This is a genomic window from Rhodanobacter sp. C01 (assembly GCF_002001045.1).
Taxonomy (GTDB): Bacteria; Pseudomonadota; Gammaproteobacteria; order Xanthomonadales; family Rhodanobacteraceae; genus Rhodanobacter.
In genome coordinates this window covers 211,045-228,284 of the sequence record NZ_MUNR01000012.1, presented here as the reverse complement: position 1 = coordinate 228,284, position 17,240 = coordinate 211,045, and the positions used below count along the sequence as shown (strand labels likewise).

Here is a 17,240-nt window from a genome sequence, read left to right as displayed (position 1 = left end):
CTGTCGGTCAGGGTTTCGACCCGTGCCGCCGACGCACGCTGTCGCGGACATCCACATCGAACAACAACTCCAGCGCGTCGACGCCCTGCTCGCACGGCAACAGGTAGCGCAATCCATCGCGCGTTGGCAGACGCGCCGCATGCTCGCGAACCGCGGCTTCAGGTAGTCCGATCTGCCAGGCATCGGTGTAACCGGTGAGCACCGGTTCGACCTCGTGCTGCAATCGCAGCGTGAAGTGCATCATGAAGGCCTTGGCGAATTGCGTATGCCCTGCAACGACGTTGCCGGCGAGCAAGCGCGTCAGCTCGTCTTCATCGATGCGGATCCGCACGTGCTGGGCTTCGATCTGCAATTTCATATGCAAATGCTCCGTGGTCCGGCTCAGGATGGCGCGCGATCGATACGTGGCGGCTGGCCATGCGCCAGGCTTGCGACCTCCACGATCGAACCTTCACCGCAGTCCCCGGCATGTTCGGGCAACACCACCCAGGCGCCGCTCTCGGTGTAGGGATAGATGCGAAACGGTTGCTGCTGCGGCAGCACGCGGGCGTGAAGCCGGCCATCGTCGCCCAGATGCAAGGTGGCGCGCAGGAAATGGCGCAGGCCGGACTTGGGCTGTTGTGGCGTATCCAGCACGGCATGAAGCGCTGGCTCCGAACCCTGCCCCAGCATCGTGCGCAGCACCGGCGCAACGAAGAAGCGCATCGCCGCCGCGACCGCCATCGGCGTGCCGGGCAACGCCAGCAGAAGCGGACCTTGCGCCAGTCGCGCGCATAACAGCGGTTTGCCGGGACGCATCGCCACACCGTGGAACAACAGTTCAGCGCCCAAGTCGCGAAGTAGTTCGGGCACAAAGTCATAACGTCCCATCGATACGGCGCCGGTGCTGAGTACCAGGTCCACGCCAGCATCGAGTGCCCGCGCGAGAGCGTCGGCATAGGTCACCGCGGTATCGTCAACCGTCACGCACGAGTGCACATGCGCCCCGGCCTCGCCCAGCGCCGCAACAAGGTAGGGGCCATTGGAATTGTGAATGTGCTCGGCCTGCAGCGGCTGCGAACGGTCGGCCTGCAGTTCCTTGCCGGTGCAGATGATCGCCACACGCGGGCGGCGTGCGACAGCGATCGACCCGATGCCCAGCGCCGCCAACAGCATCACGTGCGCGGCATCGATGCGTATACCAGGGCCGATGACCTCACTTCCCATCGCCACATCGGAGCCGGCATGGCGGACGTTTTGTCCGACATCCAGTGCCTGCAGCAGGCGGATGCGCGCTGGCATGCCGTCGGCGTGCGTGGCCAGGAGCTGCGTGTTTTCCACGGCGATCACGCTGTTCAGGCCGTCCGGCAGCCGTGCGCCGGTCATGATTTCGCAGGCGTCGCCGGTGGCTGCACCGGCAGGATCTCCTGCAGCCTGTGAACCCTGCACGGCATGTTCCGAACCAGGTGCCAGCGGCTCCTGCACCCGCAAGGCATAGCCGTCCATGGCCGCATGGTCGAACGTCGGCAACGCCAGTGGACTGCGAATCGCGGCTGCCGTGATTCGCCCTAACGCCTGGTCCACCGGACAACGTTCGGGGGGCAGCCGCACGGCTTGTGCGAGCAGGCGTTGCAGGGCGTCGGTGTACTCGATCATGGACACGCCAAGGATCAACTCGCAACGCGATCGCGCTGCGGTGCCAGGGCCGCCACACCAACCGCCAGCGAATAAATGTTGAGCATGCCCTGCCCGCGCAACAGGCGTGCGGCCGCGCCACTTCGGCGACCGGTCGCGCAGACCAGCAACACCGGTCCCGTAGCCAGCTCGGTGGCACGTTCGCCGATCAACGCGGAAGGTATCCACCGCGATGGCACGTGCAAGGGTTGCACCGCGATCTCCTCCGCTTCGCGCACATCGACCAGCGCGTAACCCGCGGCGATGGCGGCATCGAGATCGCCAAACACGAGATCTACATCGTGCGTAGCCTGCACCATGGCCAATCCGCGACGCGCTGCCTCGGCACAGCCGCCATGCATGGCACAACCTTGGTTGGCATCGATCGGCAAACGCTGGCTGGTGCCATCGAGCAGGTTGATCAGCAGCAACGCATGGTCGGTCGGGCGTGGCAGATCGAGCAACAGTTTCAGTGCCTCGATCGCCTGCATGCTGCCAAGCACGCCGGGCACCGGACCGAGCACCCCGGACTCGATGCAACTGCCGGCTACACCGGCTGCCGGTTCCTGCGGCCACAGGCAACGCAGGCATGGATCCCCCGGCTTGGCCGTGACCACCTGCAACTGGCCTTCATATTGATAGACGCTGGCCAGGATCAGCGGGATGCCGGTAAGCATCGCGGCATCATTGCTGAGATAGCGGCTGCCCAGATCATCGGTGCACTCCACCACCAGGTCGTATTGCCCGAATACCTCGACGATGTTGTCGGCGTGCAGTGGTTCGGCATAGGTATGCACAGCGACGGTTGGATTCAGTGCAGCGATACGTCGCGAGGCCAGTTCCACCTTGCGTTCGCCGATGTCGCGAGCGTCGTAAAGCGTCTGCCGGTGCAGGTTGCTTGCATCAAGGCGATCGCCGTCGACGATACCCAGCGTTCCAACACCGGCCCCGGCAAGGTAGGCCAGCACGGGGCAGCCGAGACCGCCGGCACCGATCACCAGCACGCGTGCCGCGGCCAGCTTCGCCTGCCCGGCTTCGCCGACTTCGCGCAGGCGCGTCTGGCGCGAGTAGTCCGGCACGAATGACGCGGCCCGCTCGTGCGCATGATCATGCCCATGGTGATGTTCGTGCTCGTGCTCGCGATATGTGTGCGCGCAAGCAACCCAGGCGGTATCCCCATCGACGTAGTGTTCCTTCTTCCAGATCGGAAGACGGTGCTTGATCTCGTCGATGATGTAGCGGCAGGCACGAAAGGCTTCATCGCGATGCGCGGACGACACACCGATCCATACCGCCAGCTCGCCAATCGCCAGATTCCCGGTGCGATGCATGCAATGCGCGGCGTTCACGCCGTAACGCGCGATGGCTTCCTCGACGATGCGTTCGCCTTCGGCCAGCGCCAGCTCGGCATATGCCTCGTACTCAAGGCCATGGACCGCGCGCCCCTCGTTGCTGTTGCGCACCCAGCCCTCGAAGGCACAGTAGCCGCCGCTACCGGGATGTTGCAGCGATGCGTGCAACCCGGCGAGATCGATGGCGTCGCTGGCGAGGCTGAAGTGTTTCATCCGCCGGCCACCGGTGGAATGAAGACGACCGTGTCACCATCGCGCAGCGCCCGATTCCAGTCACTGAACTGGGCATTCACGGCCACCTTGAGCGCATCGGACGACAAGCTGAAACCGTGCCGGGCGCGCAGCTCCTCATACAAATCATGCAGTGAGGTTGCCGACGTGCTGACCTGTTCACCGCTGGTGCGCGCCTGCTCTCGCAGTTGGGCGTAGTACTGCAAGGTAACGGTCATCATGACGTCGTCTCGATCTGCTGATGCATCTGTTCAAATTCTTCCGGGGTATTGATGTTGTCCAGGGCGTCGCCCGGCGCCGGCAGAAGTTTCGTGCGTGAGAGGATCAGCGCCTTGCGCGGGCAATAGCTGCCACCGCCAACGCGTTGCTTGAGCAGTCCATGGCTGGAGGGTTCCCACAGCGCACACAGCGGCTCGGGCAGTCCATCAAAGCGGCTGTTGAAGGCGGTGGCATCGCCGCTTGCATCACGTGCATCGAGCAGCGTCTGCAGCGTGGCCTGATCCAGCAGCGGCAAGTCGCAGGCGATGACCAGCCATGCAACATCCGGATAGGCCTCCTGCGCTGTGAGAATGCCTGCGGCCGGTCCGATCGCCTCGTAGCGATCGACGAGCTGCGGCAGGCCTGCCCGGAGCGGATCGTCACGCTGTTCGGCACGTACCGAAAGAAAAGCTCGTTCCGTCACAGCTTCCAACAGGTGCCAGGCGCGCAACAATTGCGGCTGGCCGGCATAGGCGAGTTGCGCCTTGTCGCGCTGCATGCGCCGGCTGGCGCCGCCGGAAAGCAGCAGCCCATAGATCGCAGGTGTAACGTGGGTATTCATGCCAGACCTGAACCGGTCGAATGATCGACGTCGCGCTTGCCACCGGTCTTCTTGATCAGGCGGATATCGCTGATGACGATGTCATGCGACATCGCCTTGCACATGTCATAGATCGTCAGCGCGGCAATGCTCGCGCCGGTCAGTGCTTCCATCTCCACACCGGTGCGGCCCGTGCAGGATACGGTGCAGTCGATCAAGGCGTCGTTGCCTTCCATGCGGATCGCGACATCACATTTGTCCAGGCTCAACGGATGGCATAGCGGAATCAATTGTGGCGTGGCTTTCGCCCCCATCACGCCAGCGATATGCGCCACCGTCAGCACAGCCCCCTTGGGCGTTACATAACCGGCGGCATGCAACGCCGTGGCGACATCGGCGGGAAACGTCACACGCGCATGCGCATGCGCCACACGCTGCGTGGCCGCCTTGGCGCCGACATCCACCATGCGCGGCTGCTGCGCGTCGTCAACGTGCGAGAGCATGTTCTAACCTCCGATGTAATGCATTTCGATTTTACGCCGCGCGTGCTGGCGCTGCTCGGCACGCTCCTCGCTGTAGCGGTCGGTGCGGTGCAGCCAGGTATCGCGCAATATCTCGCGCAGCCTGTCGTCACTGGCACCTTCACGCAGCAGTCCGCGCAAGTCCGTGCCCTGGGTGGCGAACAGGCACGTGTAGAGCGTGCCTTCCGAGGACAGGCGCGCTCGGGTGCAACCGCCGCAGAACGGTGCGCTGACCGAGGAAATCACCCCGATCTCACCGGCGCCATCGCGGAAGCGGAAACGCGTGGCCACCTCGCCCGCGTATTGGGCTGGCAGGGCTTCCAGTGGCCAGCGTGCATCGATGCGCTCGATCAACTCGCGTGAGGGCACGACTGCCTCGGCACTCCAGTGGTTGCGATTGCCGACGTCCATGTATTCGATGAAACGAAGCACAATGCCGCTGCCACGGAATCGCTCGACCAGATCGGTCACGGTGTGTTCGTTGACCCCGCGCTGCACCACGGTATTGAGCTTGATACCACGCGGAAAATTCGCGTGCTGCGCCGCCTCGATGCCATCGAGCACCTCGTGCAATGCACCGCGATTGCCACTCATGCGATGGAACAGCGCCGGATCGAGCGTATCCAGGCTGATCGTGATGCGGTCGAGGCCGGCATCACGCAGCTCGGCGGCGTGACGGGCCAGCAGCACGCCATTGGTCGTCATCGCCAGGTCGTCGATGCCGTCGATCCGGCGCAGCCGCGCGACCAGCTCGACCAGGTGCGGGCGCAACAGGGGTTCGCCGCCGGTCAGGCGCAGCTTGCTGACACCCAGTTCCGCCGCCAGGCAGCACAGGCGCTCGATCTCGTCGAAACCGAGCCGTTCATCATTGCGCAGGAAGCTGAAGTGCTCGCCGTAGGTCGCCTCCGGCATGCAGTAGGGGCAGCGGAAATTGCAGCGGTCCATGACCGAGATGCGCAGATCATGCAGGGCACGACCGCGCTGATCCCGCGGATGTGCTTGTGGCGCTGGCAGATCGGTAATGGCTTGGAAGACGGTCATGTCACCAACCATAAAAGGTGGCCACCGTACCGGCCGGTACAATGGCGGTTCCGGGCGGCAATTCCACGAAACCATGTGTGCGCGGCAGCGCGGAGAAATCGCCCGAGGTGCCCGGTGGCAAAGGAGTGGCCATGGCCCGCCCGGTAGCATCATGGTGGACGCGAACCGGTACAAAAAACGTCAAGGCCGGGCTGGTAGCCACCGCACTTTCCAGGCACACCGGCATGGCCGTTTCGGCAGCCAGCCCAGTGGCCGATTGCAGCGACGGCAACAGATAGCGCGCGGCGCAGACCAGCACCGATACCGGATTGCCCGGCAACGCAAACACCACCTGCCCTTGCGGCCCGATGCCGAACCACATCGGCTTGCCAGGGCGCTGCGCGATCCGATGCAACACCTGGCGCACGCCCAGCGTGCGCAGCGCCTCGGGTACGTAATCGCGCTGTCCCACCGAAACGCCGCCGGACAGCACCAGTACCTGGCGTGTCCGCAGCAGTTCGGCCAAGGTGGCGGTGGTGGCAGCCAGGTCATCCGCGACCCGGGTCAGTTGCACGTCATCGAACCCGCGGGCGCGCAGTGCGGCCGCCAGCGCGCGATCGTTGGAGCCGCGGATTTGCCCTTCCAGCAGGGGCTGGTCGACGCCGACCAGTTCGTCGCCGGTGGCAACAACCGTTATCGACGGCATCGTGGCCACTTCGACTTCGGCCATGCCATTGGATGCAAGCACGGCGATCTCGGGGCCGTGGAGGTGCACACCTGGCTCAAGCAGCACGTCGCCCTTGCGGCAATCGGAGCCACGCGGATGCACGAATTGCCCAACTGTCGGCGTATAGCCATCGGCAAGCAGGCAATACTCGCCGTCACGCCGCGTCTGCTCGACCGGAACGACGGTGTCGCAACCACGCGGAAGCATCGCGCCCGTGGTGACCTCGATGCACATATCCAGATCGCCGAGTGTCTGTTGCACCATGCCGGCCAGTTGCAACCCGCTCAGCTTAAAGCGGCGCTGGCTCCTTGCGCTCATCGCGATAGCGATGCCATCCATCATCACCCGGTCGAACGGCGGCTGGTCCCGCTCGGCACGTATGACCTGGCGAAGCACGCGCCCCGCGGCCGCATCCAGTGCCACGCGTTCGCTGCCAAACACGGGCATCGCCTGCCGAATCAGCTGTTCGGCATCAGCGACACTGAGAAGCTCGCTCATGGGGATGGAGACCTGCTATCCGCAACGGCAGCACATGCGATGCCGATGGAGAAATCATGGCGGCGCCCCGTCGCTTTGACAACCGCCAGCCCACTCATGTGCCGAGCGCCGTAGCCTTGACCTGGGCCCACACATGTGAGCCGGGAGCCAAGGCCAGGGAACGCCAGGAGCGCCGCGTGATGCTGGCCAGCAAGGCGGTGCCGTGGACATCGAGCCGCACGATGCACTGCGAAGGGTGCGCGGCTTCCATCCTCCCGGCGACCACTGCTTCGATGACATTGAGTGCGCTGGAACCCGTCGCCGGAGCGCTGGTACTGAGTACGACATCCCGGGCACTGATCCGGCAACGCAGGCGATCGCCCACGCGCTCTGCACGTTGCGGCAACCACAGGCGGCCGCCCGCGAAGGCCAGTTCGATGAGGTGATCGACCTGATCCTGGGCAACCACCTGCCCTTCGATCACGACACCAAGTTGATCGCTCATCACCCGAGGCAGCTCGCCATGTGCCAAGATTGACTGCAGGGAACCTTGCGAGAGGACGCGGCCGGCCTCCATCACCACCAGATGATCGGCGAGCCGGGCTACTTCATCGATGGCGTGGCTGACATAGATGGTCGGCACGGCGAGGTCCGCATGCAGTTGCTCAAGGCAACCAAGCAGCTCGCTACGTGCAGGCGCATCGAGTGCAGACAGCGGTTCGTCGAGCAGCAACAGGGCCGGATCACTGAGGAGTGCACGCACGATCGCCACGCGCTGCCGTTCGCCTCCCGACAGGCTGCCTACCTTGCGCGCAAGCAGGCGGTCGACGCCAAACTGTTCAAGCCATACCTTGTGATCGACCGGCCCGTTGCCTCTGGCGCGGCGTTGGCTGTAATCGAGGTTGCCCGACACCGAAAGATGCGGAAACAGGCTGGCCTCCTGGAAGACGTAACCGATGCGGCGCTGGTGCGCCGGCACCAGACGCCGGGTCGAACTGTCCTGCCAGACGTCGCCGGCGAAGGCGATGCGGCCTGCGATATCCGGGTCGAGTCCCGCGATGGCGCGCAGGCATGTGGTCTTGCCGGCGCCGGATGGACCGAACAGCGCCGTGATGCCACGCGACGGCACGTTGATATCCACATTCAGCGCGAATTCGCCGCGCTGGTACTGCAACTGCACCTGCAAGCCGGCGGCGACTTCAGTCATGGGCGATCAACCGACGCGGACGCAACAGATGCATGGCGAGCAAGGCGGCGAAGGAAAAGGCCAGCAGATACAGCGAGAGGGCATGCGCCTGCAGGTACTCACCCGCCTCGACATGATCGTAGATGCGCATCGACAACACACGGGTCTGCCCGGGGATATTGCCGCCGATCATCAACACCACGCCGAATTCGCCAACTGTGTGAGCGAAACCGAGCACCGCCGCCGTCAGAAAGCCGGGCCATGCCAGCGGCAACGCCACCGAAAAGAACCGGTCGAGCGGCCCTGCCCCCAGACTTGCCGCCACGTCGAACGGGCGCTGGCCGATCGCCTCGAACGCGTTCTGCAATGGCTGCACCACGAACGGCAGCGAGTACAGCATCGAGGCGACCACCAGGCCGGCAAACGTGAAAGGCAAGGTACCCAGACCCAGCGCAGTAGTGAGCCGCCCGCCTGCACCATGCGGGCCAAGCAATAACAATAGATAGAAGCCCAGTACGGTGGGCGGCAGTACCAGCGGCAACGTGACCAAGGCCGATACCGGGCGCCGCCATGCGGTACGACCACGTGCCAGCCACCAGGCGAGCGGCGTCCCGAGCAACAGCAGCAGAACGGTCACCGTCGCTGCCAGACGCATGGTCAAGGCAAATGCGGTCCAATCTTCGGCAGACAGACCGGCCATGGAGGTTCTCAGTGTTCCGCTGCGGAACTGGGCAGACTGAAGCCGTAACGGCTGAATACGCTGCGCGCCTCGGCACTTTGCACGTACTGCGCAAAGTTGTGGGTCAGCGCGTTGTCGGCGCCACGCTTGGTCACCACAAAACTCTGCAACAACGGTTGGTAAAGCGATGCCGGAATGATCGCATAGCTGCCCTTCTTCGCCATCTGCGGATCCAGCGCAAGCGACTGCGCGATGATGCCGACCTTGGCACTGCCGCTGGCAATGAACTGCGCCGTCTGCGCAATATTGTCGCCATAAACCAACCGCGATTGCACCGCAACCCATATGCCGGCGGCGCGCAGTGCCTGCTCGGCACGCTTGCCGTACGGCGCATGCTCGGGGTTGGCAATCGCGATATGGTCAAATGACGGCTTGGCCAGATCCGCCACGGTCAACTTGCTGGCATCGACGCTGGCACTCCAGATCACGATGTGTCCCAGCGCATAGGGCACCGGATCACCGCTGGCGCCCCCGGCTGCCACCAGTTGTTTCGGATATTCGCTGTCCGCTGAAAAGAACAGCTCGAACGGTGCACCCTGCTCGATCTGCGCAAGCAATGTGCCGGAGGAGCCGTAGGTGACCTCGATGGCGTCCTGCGGATGCGTCTGGCGGTAAGTGGCGAGCACAGCATCCAGCGCATAGTGTAGGTCGGCGGCCGCAGCGATTGTCATATGCCGTGGCTGGCTGGCATACGCAGCGTGCGTGGATAACGTCAACGCCAAGGCAAGCAGGCCACCGAGTAGCGCACGCATCTTGATCATGTTCTGGAACTCCGGCAAGGATCGCGCATGCAGACAGCCTGCCACAGGTCGCCGCAGAAGGATGCAGCCCGCACCCGTATCGCTATGATGCCCGCATGACTCCTACGGCTCCACCCGACCCGGATACGCCCTCACCCGGCCATGTCGCGCGCAACATCGAACGCTGGCGCGATGGCCGTCTCGAACGGCTTGATGATCAGATCGCCGAAGAAATGCCCGTGGCCATGCTTTACAACGGCGTGTCTTTCGCGGTGATGATGGCCACGCCGCATAACCTGGAGGACTTCGCGCTGGGCTTCTCACTCAGTGAGGGTTTCATCGGGAGCGCCAGCGATCTGCACGCGATCGAGCAGCGTCATTTGCTGGAAGGCATCGAACTGGCGATGACGGTGGTCGAAAGTGCACCTGCCGCCCGACTCGATCGCCAACGCGAGCGGCTGCTGCCGGGCCGCGGCGGTTGCGGCATCTGCGGCACACGTCAGCTGGAAGACGCCGTGCACCAGCCTCGCCATGTCGAAGCCGGCGGACACATCAGCCGCGTTGCCCTGGAACGGGCCCTGGCCGACCTGCATGCCCATCAGCCAATGAATGCCGCCACCGGTGCGGTGCACGCGGCGGCCTGGGCTGATGCGGACGGCACCATCGTGCTGGTGCGCGAAGACGTGGGTCGGCATAACGCGCTGGACAAGCTGATCGGTGCCATGCACCACGCCGGCATCGCGCCCGAAACCGGCATGCTGCTGCTGACCAGCCGCGCAAGCTACGAGATGGTGATCAAGGCAGCAAGCGCCGGCATCAGCATCATGGCGGCCATCTCGGCACCGACCGCACTGGCGATCGAGCTGGCTCGGACCGCCGGCATGACCTTGATCGGTTTTGCGCGCGCGGGCAGTCACAACGTCTATACCCACCCCGAACGATTGCTGTAGGACAACAGGCAAACTACCCGATTATCACCGGTGCCTGTTTTCATTCGCTTCTCTCACATGCCATGTGATGACGACTGTTAGATCGCACGGCGATCAACCGACGCGATACTGACCGCCATCCACGACAATGGCTTGCCCAGTCATGAAGGCCGCATCGTCGCTGGTCAGGAACAGAACCGCACCGGTGATGTCTTCGGGCTCGCCCAGTCGCTTGATTGCCTGCTCTTCCCAGGTTGAGCGCTTCTGCTCTTCCGGTTGCGATGCGGTCGCCAGCGTATTGGTCAGACCGGGCAATAGAGCGTTCGCGGTAATGCCGTCGCCTGCGACGTCATTGGCCAAGCCTCGCATGAATCCAATGATCGCCATCTTCGAGGCGATGTAGTGACTCATGCCGGGTATGGCCAGGCCCATCGTCGTCACCACGACTGCGCGTGACAGCATGTGGGGCCCCACCTTCCCGGAACTCGTCGAGGAATTGCCTGACATCCAGATCATCGATCGTTCCTCGGTCAATGCCTGGGACAACCATCGTGTCGCCGCCGCGGTCGAGGCGACCGGGCGCAAGAAGCTGATCTTTGCGGGTATCTCGCTGGAAGTTTGCGCAGCGCTGGCTTGTCCGTTGGAAACAATGGCTATCTTGCTGGCTGCGTCGCGTCATCGGCGCCAAATGACGTAGCAACCAAGCCTGGGCAAGACACGACAGCATGCGGGCTACCAACAATGGCGGCCTGATCCCGCCGAATACCTTGTTCCGGTGTGGCCCACAACATTCCACGAGCGGCGCAGTCGGCACCGTAATCGAAAAGCCGCTGCAAGCTCTGCAAACGGAAATCGGCAAAGCTGTGATCGGGATAGTCTGCGGGTATCACGGCAATCCGAAGCTGCATGTGATGCTCTCTTGTCACGTTGTCGACAAGGGCAATCGTTTCCTTCGTCTTGTACATCAGTTGCGCCTAGAAGCTTCTGCCGAGAAGTTCGATGGTCTCGAGCGACGATTCATGCGGCGGGCTTGCCAGTTGGCTGTTGACGATCACATAGACGTTCGACCCGTTCAGTTGATCGAGACTGGTCGATACGACATCCGCGACCAGCCGGGTGATGAAAAAGGGCGTGGTCACGCTGCCATCCACATGCAGTTCGTCGTAGGCATGAACCCCGTCGCTGACGTGGATAATCACGGGTGGAAACATGCCAGGCACGCTCGCGGATGCGATGAGCACATCGCGGAATAGCTGCCTTGCCGCAGCGCCAACGTACGCGGCGATGGCGCCCATATCCCAGAGTACCGTTTCCTGCTTGTCGAGATCCGTCGTGGCGATAATCAACCTTCGCCCCTTCGAAGTTTCAGCGGCCACATCAGCGACCATCTGCGGTGTGACGAAATGATCCACGAGCTCATAAAGCCGCCCATGGCTTCCCAGGCCGGAAGGAAAAACAAGTCGAGCCAGAAAACTCGCCTTCGGCGAATGGATCAAATAGCTCCGTTCACCTCCGAAGGCATCCTGCAACGCGGAATCCCACGAGGAACCCAGAAACGCAAACGGAGCAATCAAGGCTCCGGCACTCACGCCTGTAACCAACTGGAAGTCCGGTCGCTGGTGCCCGCGCGTCATGCCGGCCAGCGCGCCAGCACCAAACGCACCGCCGGATCCGCCGCCCGACAACGCGAGAATATTGACCGGGCCGCCGTGTGCGGCCTGACGCAACCCCTGAATGATGGGAGGCGAAATGGTGGAGAAGCGGTGCCGATCCGTCGTGACGATACGTATGCTGGCATCGAACCTGCGAGTACTTGCTGGGCCATAAATCCCGCAGACCAGGTCGGAATTCCCGCCTAATCTTCAGTGCACAGGACCGCGTCTTTCTGGTCAATTTTCAACGCTCGGCAACAGGGCGGCGCTTCTGCAGCCGCCGCCAGGCCGGAAGCCCTGCGCCAAGCGCGAGAGCGAAGATCCCGCAGAGCCACGGGAAGGCGTTGCCGATCCGCGTATAGAGCGTTGGCCCGGATCCCAGCGGCAGGTCGGCGACGATCATAGTCAGGCCCGCAGGCGCATCCTTCTTGAGGGCGACCAGACGCCCTTGCGCGTCGCTGGCGAACACCAGGCCGTCATGGGCAGCCCGCACGATCGAGAATCCGCCTTCGACGCCGCGCATCACGGACATGATTCCGTGCTGCCAGCCATCGATGCCCATGTCGCCCGCGGGCACGCCCATCAGGCTGACGCCCTTGACGGCATCGGAACGAATGGTGTCGGGGAAATCCATGTCCTTGCAGATCTCCTCGGCACGACCATCGCCCAACCAGCCCGAGACATGACCCGGCGTGAAATCGTCCTCCAGGCCCGGCACCGGATGGCGCTTGTCGTAGCGCTGGATCCTGCCATCGGGCGTGATCGCAAGCGCGAAGTCGGCGGCCGGCATTTCGGAGTGGAAACCGGCAATGATCTGCACACCCGTATCCCTGGCGGCGGCAACGAGCGGCGCAACGATCGTGCCCTGTCCGGCAAGGATCGATGCCATGCCGCCTTCCGGTGTAACCACGAATCTGGCGCCGTCCCGGGCGGCTGCACGGATCTCGCGCGCATAGGTTTCGGTCACTGCGAGAGCGGCGGGCACGGTCTTCGCCCGCCAGGAATCCGCTACGGCCGTCTCATCGACGATTGCCGCCACCCGCAGCACGTCGGGCTGCGCGTGCGCGAGCCGCACGATACCGAACGCCAAATTGGCTGCACAGATAGTCAGCCCGACGCCGACTGCGGCCGTGTTTCGTTTGAGCCGCAGCGCCATGGCGAGGGTATTGGCAAAGAGGCAGATCAGGAACGTAACGGCGTACATCCCGAAGAGCGATGCGCTCTGGATCAGGACGGGCGCTGACATCGTGCTGTAGGCGAGCGATCCGTAGGTGCCGTTCGGGGACTGCAGTTCGATCAGGAACTCGAAGGTTGTCCAGCAAGCCGGAAACGCAAGCAGAGTGAGGAGCGGTGATGCCCGGTGCTGCACGAAGCGCGCAAACCATATCGCGACGCAAAACAGCCCGGTGTCGACCACCAGAACCGACATGAGGACGAGCGGCGGTATGAGGTGGAGGTAAGGGGATTGCACGATATAGCCTGCGCCGCCGAGGAGCGCGATGGCGCTCGCCCCGATCACTTGCCACGTACGCGTATTGCCATAGGCGAGCCACAAAAGCGGCACGGGTGCGAGCCAGACCAGGCCCCAGACGTGGTCGTATCCCTGTGCGAGATAAAACATGATGCCGCTCAACACGGCGGCCAGCAGGGTGATCATTCGTTTTTCCCGGACGGTTTGAGGGAATCGAGGAACTGGCGCTGCGCCGCGCGGTACAGCGCCTTGAACTGTTTGTCGTTCGCGAAACGCCTGGCGCGCTGCATCGACACGAATCCCTGTCCGTAGGCCGCGAGCGCCACGGCGATCCCGAGCGTAGGCTCGTCGCGGAACCGACCCTCGGCCTTCGCCTGATCGATGCGAGCCATCGCGAGCGCAATCGCCGGCGAACGGCCCGCGGCGAAATCATCGGGGAACCGGCGCGCCGCGGGCGCTGGCAGGAAGAACGCCGCGTCAAACCTGTGCGGCTGCGTGAGCGCGAAATCGAGATAGGCCTCCATGAGTGCCTTCAGCCACTTCACCGGGTCTTGGGTGCGGATGCCGCGAACGATCGCCTCCCACGCGGAGAAACCGTCCTGCATGAGGGCGTTGAGCAGCTCGTCCTTGTTCTTGAAATGACGGTAGAGCGCCATTGGCGAGAGGCCCGCCCGCTGGGCGACCCTGCGGATGGTCAGTCCCTCGAAGCCCGCGGATTCGAGCACTGCTTTCGCGGCTGAGAGTATGCGGCTCTTGGTCATGCGTACACTGTACACAAACGAGTACTAAGTACACAAGTCAATCTCGCGACCACAGTCCCAGGCACCCGAGGTGCTCAGGTTCATGCCATTGTTCGACGTAACCGTAAAAAGACTATGAGAAGGCAGGCAAGAACCCTGCAGTGCAGAGCCACATGCAGGCGGCCAAACTCGTCTCTTCCTTCCAACCGGTCTTCTATGACTTGGTGGCGCGTTGTGCCATCAATGTCTAGTGACCATCAGCCGCAACGTCCCTTCCCAGCTGTTGCGATGCTGGACGATCGCTTTAAATGCTTCACGTAAGACGACTGCGTGCCACCACGCCTGGGCTCACACAGCCCCTTCTCCTTCGTGTCATCTGGCGTGGCTTCCGCAGGAGGGAAAGAGGACAACTCATGCGCTCCGCGTCGCCACCACTGGCGGCACATGCGATGCGCGCAGCGCCGGGCCCAGCACGGCGAGCTGGCCGATCAACCACAGCGCGATCGCGCCGACCGGGAAATAGATCACCGGCAGTCGCGGCAATTCGTAATGCAGCATCAGGAACAGGTTGATGCCGTAGGCCAGCACCATGCCGAGCGCGATGCCGATCGTCGCCAGCAGGAAGTTCTCGGTCTGGAAGTAATGCAGGATGTTGCTGCGGGTGGCGCCGAGTGCGCGGCGCACGCCGATGGTGCGGCGGCGCTGCCCAACCCAGAAGTTGGCCAGTCCTACAATGCCCAGCGCAGTGACGATCAGCAGCGCCGCGATTACGCCGACGAGGATGCCGGCCATGGCGCGGTCGTTGGCGAAGAACGCACGGCGCGCCTGATCGTAAGTACGCGCCTTCAATACGACACGATTGGGATTGAGCTGCTTGAGCTTGGCCACCGCCGTTTTCAGTACTGACTCTTTATCCTGCGGCGCGCAGCGGATGAAGTAGCTCGCACCATCGGCCGAGGTCATGCGAATCGGCCAATACGTGCTGTACTGCGCGCCCTGCTGCAGGTTGTTCTGGCGTGCCAGAACGGCTATTACACCGATCACGCGAAAAGGAATGCCGCTGTCCGTGTAGAGCGTCTTGCCCAACGCTTCCTGCCCGGGCCACAACCGTTCGGCGATGGCCTGAGTGATGATCATGACCTGCGGCAGGCCCTTCAGGTCGCCACTGTTCAAGGCGGCTACCGCCGTGTCGAAATCGACGTACTCGCCGGGCTCGAAATTGCGTCCGGCCACCAAGCGCACGCCCAGTGTAGGCAGCAGGTTCTGGCCTAAATACTGACCTGCATCAAGCGTGTTCTGTTGCTGCTGAGGATCCAGCTTGATGCCAGTGTTGGAGGAGCCATCGAGTGAGAACGGCAGGTACCGGTCCAGCCCCACCTGCTTGACGCCAGGAATCTGTTGCAGCGCCGCCACGTCGGTCTGCGTCTGCACCTCGGCATCGGGGGTATCGCCGATGTATCCCAGCTGGACCTGCACCAGCTCGTGCTCGGCAATGCCGCTGGGCATGTCCATATGTTGCAGCCGCTGGCCGATCAGGAACACCGCATTGCAGACGATGGCGCAGGTCAGCGCGATCTCCAGAACCAACAGCCATGCGGTGAGCTTGTGCCGGCGCAGGGTGGAAAGAATCGGCAGGATGTCCATGTCAATGACTCTTCAGTTGCAGGGCGGGCGTGATCTGGCAGGCGCGCCAGGCTGGAAGCAGACCGGCCAGCAGGCTTGCGCCCAGCGCAAGCAGGAAGGTGGCCAGTAACATCGTCGGGTCAAGATGCGCCAACGGCGCATACTCCGCCGGCTGTCGGCGCACCAGCCACAGTCCGAGCAAGGCCAGCAGCAGCCCACCGATGCCTCCGGCAAGACCGACCACACCCGACTCCACCAGCAGCTGTGCGAACAGCGAGCGTTTCGATGCACCCAGCGCGCGGCGCACGCCAAGCTCGCCGGCACGGCGCATGAACTTGGCCAACATCAAGCCCATCGTATTGACCAGACACACCAGCAAAAAGCCGAATGCCAGCCAGGTCTGCAGGCGCACGTCATCCGGTACCACCTGGTTGTAGTCCAGCCACTGCATGACATCGCGCAGCTGGACATTAGGCGGCCGCTGGAAACGACCGAGCGCATTTTGCTGCTCCGAGTAATGGATGAGGAACGTCTTGTATACGGCCGCCTCAGCTGGCGTATCCAGCTGCACCCAGAACTGCAGCCAGGCGCAGCGCGAAGCATGATCCGGATTGATGCCGGTACCGCCCTTGCCCCAGCAGTCGACGCTGCCGTCGTGATGTATGCCCACGTCCTGCGAGCTGGACAGCGGTACGTAGACCCCTTCGTTTTCGTCATAACTCTTGCGAAGGAGGTCGTAGAACTGTGGATTGGGATGCCAGTTGCCGAGCACGCCGACGATGCGGAATGCGGCGCCGGACAGGCGCAGCGTCTGGCCCGTACTGTCTGTTTCACCGAACAGCTTGTCGTTGAGCGCGGCGCTGATCACCACCACGCGTGCATGCGCTTCGTCGTCAGACGCGTTCCACGCGTGTCCGTATTCGAACGGCGCGCCGAACATCGGGAAGAAATCCGCGGTGGTGTAGCGCGCCGCTTCGTAGAACGGATCGAGCATCGTGTTGTGCGGCTGCACCGCCACCAGGCCGCCGGTCATCAGCGCCTGACGATCCGCGCGTTTCGCACGCAGCAGGTTCATGCCGTCGATCCAGCTCATCTGATACATCGGCTGCGACTTGCCAGGCAGATAGCCGTTCATGTCGCGCGGATCGACTTGCGCGTAATACAGCGTGCTGCTGCGCCCCGGCAACGGATCACCGGACAGCACATGCAGTACGGTCAGCGTAGTCATGCTGGCGCCGATGCCCAGCGCAATCGCCAACACCATCAGCGCGGTAAGAACCTTGTTGCGCCTGAGACTACGCAAGGCGAGATCGAAGTAATAGCCGAGCATTCCTTTCTTCCTCCATTCACTTCCGCTTTTACAAGCAGGAGCTTGATCAA

The 17,240-nt window shown here is 63.2% G+C and carries 19 protein-coding genes; 2 read left to right on the top strand and 17 right to left on the bottom strand.

The features are described from left to right. Positions 1 to 7: 7 nt before the first annotated feature. The 11 genes from B0E50_RS12685 to modA all read right to left on the bottom strand — a co-directional run bounded on the left by B0E50_RS12685 (position 8) and on the right by modA (position 9,466). Positions 8 to 358: a hypothetical protein gene (locus B0E50_RS12685; protein ID WP_077441590.1), complete on the bottom strand. Its 351-nt coding sequence runs from the start codon at positions 356 to 358 to the stop codon at positions 8 to 10. A 23-nt stretch (positions 359 to 381) separates the two neighbouring features. Further along, complete coding sequence (locus tag B0E50_RS12680) at positions 382 to 1,635, bottom strand: molybdopterin molybdotransferase MoeA (RefSeq protein ID WP_077441589.1); 1,254 nt, start codon at positions 1,633 to 1,635, stop codon at positions 382 to 384. A gap of 14 nt (positions 1,636 to 1,649) precedes the next feature. Next, positions 1,650 to 3,218, bottom strand: coding sequence for a ThiF family adenylyltransferase (locus B0E50_RS12675; RefSeq protein WP_077441588.1), 1,569 nt, complete (start codon positions 3,216 to 3,218; stop codon positions 1,650 to 1,652). Next, positions 3,215 to 3,457, bottom strand: a complete 243-nt coding sequence (locus B0E50_RS12670) for a MoaD/ThiS family protein (RefSeq protein WP_077441587.1) — start codon at positions 3,455 to 3,457, stop codon at positions 3,215 to 3,217. Before B0E50_RS12670 ends, B0E50_RS12675 begins: the two co-directional genes overlap by 4 nt. Continuing rightward, a complete protein-coding gene (locus B0E50_RS12665) occupies positions 3,454 to 4,056 on the bottom strand; it encodes an NTP transferase domain-containing protein (protein ID WP_077441586.1) in 603 nt (200 codons plus the stop codon). Before B0E50_RS12665 ends, B0E50_RS12670 begins: the two co-directional genes overlap by 4 nt. Then, positions 4,053 to 4,538: a cyclic pyranopterin monophosphate synthase MoaC gene (gene moaC, locus B0E50_RS12660; RefSeq protein WP_077441584.1), complete on the bottom strand. Its 486-nt coding sequence runs from the start codon at positions 4,536 to 4,538 to the stop codon at positions 4,053 to 4,055. Before moaC ends, B0E50_RS12665 begins: the two co-directional genes overlap by 4 nt. Positions 4,539 to 4,541: 3 nt before the next feature. Then, the gene (moaA, locus tag B0E50_RS12655; RefSeq protein ID WP_077441989.1) at positions 4,542 to 5,597 is read right to left on the bottom strand and encodes a GTP 3',8-cyclase MoaA; all 1,056 of its coding nucleotides are present in this window, start codon (positions 5,595 to 5,597) and stop codon (positions 4,542 to 4,544) included. A gap of 1 nt (position 5,598) precedes the next feature. Next, positions 5,599 to 6,801, bottom strand: coding sequence for a molybdopterin molybdotransferase MoeA (locus tag B0E50_RS12650; protein ID WP_077441582.1), 1,203 nt, complete (start codon positions 6,799 to 6,801; stop codon positions 5,599 to 5,601). Between the two features lie 94 nt (positions 6,802 to 6,895). Further along, positions 6,896 to 7,987, bottom strand: a complete 1,092-nt coding sequence (gene modC / locus B0E50_RS12645) for a molybdenum ABC transporter ATP-binding protein (RefSeq protein WP_077441580.1) — start codon at positions 7,985 to 7,987, stop codon at positions 6,896 to 6,898. Further along, positions 7,980 to 8,666 (bottom strand): molybdate ABC transporter permease subunit, encoded by a 687-nt coding sequence (gene modB / locus B0E50_RS12640; RefSeq protein ID WP_077441578.1) that lies wholly within the window; start codon positions 8,664 to 8,666, stop codon positions 7,980 to 7,982. Before modB ends, modC begins: the two co-directional genes overlap by 8 nt. 8 nt (positions 8,667 to 8,674) lie before the next feature. Further along, the gene (gene modA / locus B0E50_RS12635; RefSeq protein ID WP_254427275.1) at positions 8,675 to 9,466 is read right to left on the bottom strand and encodes a molybdate ABC transporter substrate-binding protein; all 792 of its coding nucleotides are present in this window, start codon (positions 9,464 to 9,466) and stop codon (positions 8,675 to 8,677) included. Positions 9,467 to 9,561: 95 nt separating this feature from the next. Between modA and fdhD the strand changes: the two genes are divergently transcribed. After that, positions 9,562 to 10,395 (top strand): formate dehydrogenase accessory sulfurtransferase FdhD, encoded by an 834-nt coding sequence (gene fdhD / locus B0E50_RS12630; RefSeq protein WP_077441576.1) that lies wholly within the window; start codon positions 9,562 to 9,564, stop codon positions 10,393 to 10,395. 93 nt (positions 10,396 to 10,488) lie between these two features. Here fdhD and B0E50_RS12625 read toward each other — a convergent pair whose 3' ends face one another. Then, a complete protein-coding gene (locus B0E50_RS12625; protein ID WP_168170874.1) occupies positions 10,489 to 10,785 on the bottom strand; it encodes an SDR family oxidoreductase in 297 nt (98 codons plus the stop codon). Here B0E50_RS12625 and B0E50_RS12620 point away from each other — a divergent pair. Further along, positions 10,784 to 11,071, top strand: a complete 288-nt coding sequence (locus B0E50_RS12620) for an isochorismatase family protein (protein WP_217343287.1) — start codon at positions 10,784 to 10,786, stop codon at positions 11,069 to 11,071. The genes B0E50_RS12625 and B0E50_RS12620 overlap by 2 nt on opposite strands. Before the next feature lie 277 nt (positions 11,072 to 11,348). On the opposite strand, the gene B0E50_RS12610 is transcribed toward B0E50_RS12620, so the two are convergent. From B0E50_RS12610 to B0E50_RS12590, 5 genes are all read right to left on the bottom strand, one after another. After that, positions 11,349 to 12,101 (bottom strand): patatin-like phospholipase family protein, encoded by a 753-nt coding sequence (locus B0E50_RS12610; RefSeq protein ID WP_168170873.1) that lies wholly within the window; start codon positions 12,099 to 12,101, stop codon positions 11,349 to 11,351. A gap of 169 nt (positions 12,102 to 12,270) precedes the next feature. Then, on the bottom strand, positions 12,271 to 13,683 hold the full coding sequence (locus tag B0E50_RS12605) for a nitrilase-related carbon-nitrogen hydrolase (RefSeq protein ID WP_077441569.1): 1,413 nt from the start codon (positions 13,681 to 13,683) through the stop codon (positions 12,271 to 12,273). Beyond that, on the bottom strand, positions 13,680 to 14,258 hold the full coding sequence (locus B0E50_RS12600) for a TetR/AcrR family transcriptional regulator (RefSeq protein ID WP_139350865.1): 579 nt from the start codon (positions 14,256 to 14,258) through the stop codon (positions 13,680 to 13,682). The genes B0E50_RS12605 and B0E50_RS12600 overlap by 4 nt, the downstream gene beginning before the upstream one ends. Positions 14,259 to 14,648: 390 nt before the next feature. Next, complete coding sequence (locus B0E50_RS12595) at positions 14,649 to 15,881, bottom strand: FtsX-like permease family protein (RefSeq protein WP_077441565.1); 1,233 nt, start codon at positions 15,879 to 15,881, stop codon at positions 14,649 to 14,651. A gap of 1 nt (position 15,882) precedes the next feature. Beyond that, positions 15,883 to 17,190 carry an ABC transporter permease gene (locus B0E50_RS12590; protein ID WP_077441563.1) on the bottom strand — a complete coding sequence of 436 codons (1,308 nt, stop codon included), beginning with the start codon at positions 17,188 to 17,190 and terminating at the stop codon, positions 15,883 to 15,885. Between the last annotated feature and the right edge of the window lie 50 nt (positions 17,191 to 17,240).

Excerpts from the sequence above, each read along its gene's own strand:
- modA (WP_254427275.1), bottom strand. The coding sequence starts at position 9,466 with ATGATCAAGATGCGTGCGCTACTCGGTGGCCTGCTTGCCTTGGCGTTG.
- B0E50_RS12590 (WP_077441563.1), bottom strand. The coding sequence starts at position 17,190 with ATGCTCGGCTATTACTTCGATCTCGCCTTGCGTAGTCTCAGGCGCAAC.
- B0E50_RS12600 (WP_139350865.1), bottom strand. The coding sequence starts at position 14,258 with ATGACCAAGAGCCGCATACTCTCAGCCGCGAAAGCAGTGCTCGAATCC.
- fdhD (WP_077441576.1), top strand. The coding sequence starts at position 9,562 with ATGACTCCTACGGCTCCACCCGACCCGGATACGCCCTCACCCGGCCAT.
- B0E50_RS12595 (WP_077441565.1), bottom strand. The coding sequence starts at position 15,881 with ATGGACATCCTGCCGATTCTTTCCACCCTGCGCCGGCACAAGCTCACC.
- modB (WP_077441578.1), bottom strand. The coding sequence starts at position 8,666 with ATGGCCGGTCTGTCTGCCGAAGATTGGACCGCATTTGCCTTGACCATG.
- B0E50_RS12675 (WP_077441588.1), bottom strand. The coding sequence starts at position 3,218 with ATGAAACACTTCAGCCTCGCCAGCGACGCCATCGATCTCGCCGGGTTG.
- B0E50_RS12685 (WP_077441590.1), bottom strand. The coding sequence starts at position 358 with ATGAAATTGCAGATCGAAGCCCAGCACGTGCGGATCCGCATCGATGAA.
- B0E50_RS12625 (WP_168170874.1), bottom strand. The coding sequence starts at position 10,785 with ATGAGTCACTACATCGCCTCGAAGATGGCGATCATTGGATTCATGCGA.
- B0E50_RS12670 (WP_077441587.1), bottom strand. The coding sequence starts at position 3,457 with ATGATGACCGTTACCTTGCAGTACTACGCCCAACTGCGAGAGCAGGCG.
- moaC (WP_077441584.1), bottom strand. The coding sequence starts at position 4,538 with ATGCTCTCGCACGTTGACGACGCGCAGCAGCCGCGCATGGTGGATGTC.
- B0E50_RS12680 (WP_077441589.1), bottom strand. The coding sequence starts at position 1,635 with ATGATCGAGTACACCGACGCCCTGCAACGCCTGCTCGCACAAGCCGTG.
- modC (WP_077441580.1), bottom strand. The coding sequence starts at position 7,987 with ATGACTGAAGTCGCCGCCGGCTTGCAGGTGCAGTTGCAGTACCAGCGC.
- B0E50_RS12605 (WP_077441569.1), bottom strand. The coding sequence starts at position 13,683 with ATGATCACCCTGCTGGCCGCCGTGTTGAGCGGCATCATGTTTTATCTC.
- B0E50_RS12620 (WP_217343287.1), top strand. The coding sequence starts at position 10,784 with ATGCCGGGTATGGCCAGGCCCATCGTCGTCACCACGACTGCGCGTGAC.
- B0E50_RS12650 (WP_077441582.1), bottom strand. The coding sequence starts at position 6,801 with ATGAGCGAGCTTCTCAGTGTCGCTGATGCCGAACAGCTGATTCGGCAG.
- moaA (WP_077441989.1), bottom strand. The coding sequence starts at position 5,597 with ATGACCGTCTTCCAAGCCATTACCGATCTGCCAGCGCCACAAGCACAT.
- B0E50_RS12665 (WP_077441586.1), bottom strand. The coding sequence starts at position 4,056 with ATGAATACCCACGTTACACCTGCGATCTATGGGCTGCTGCTTTCCGGC.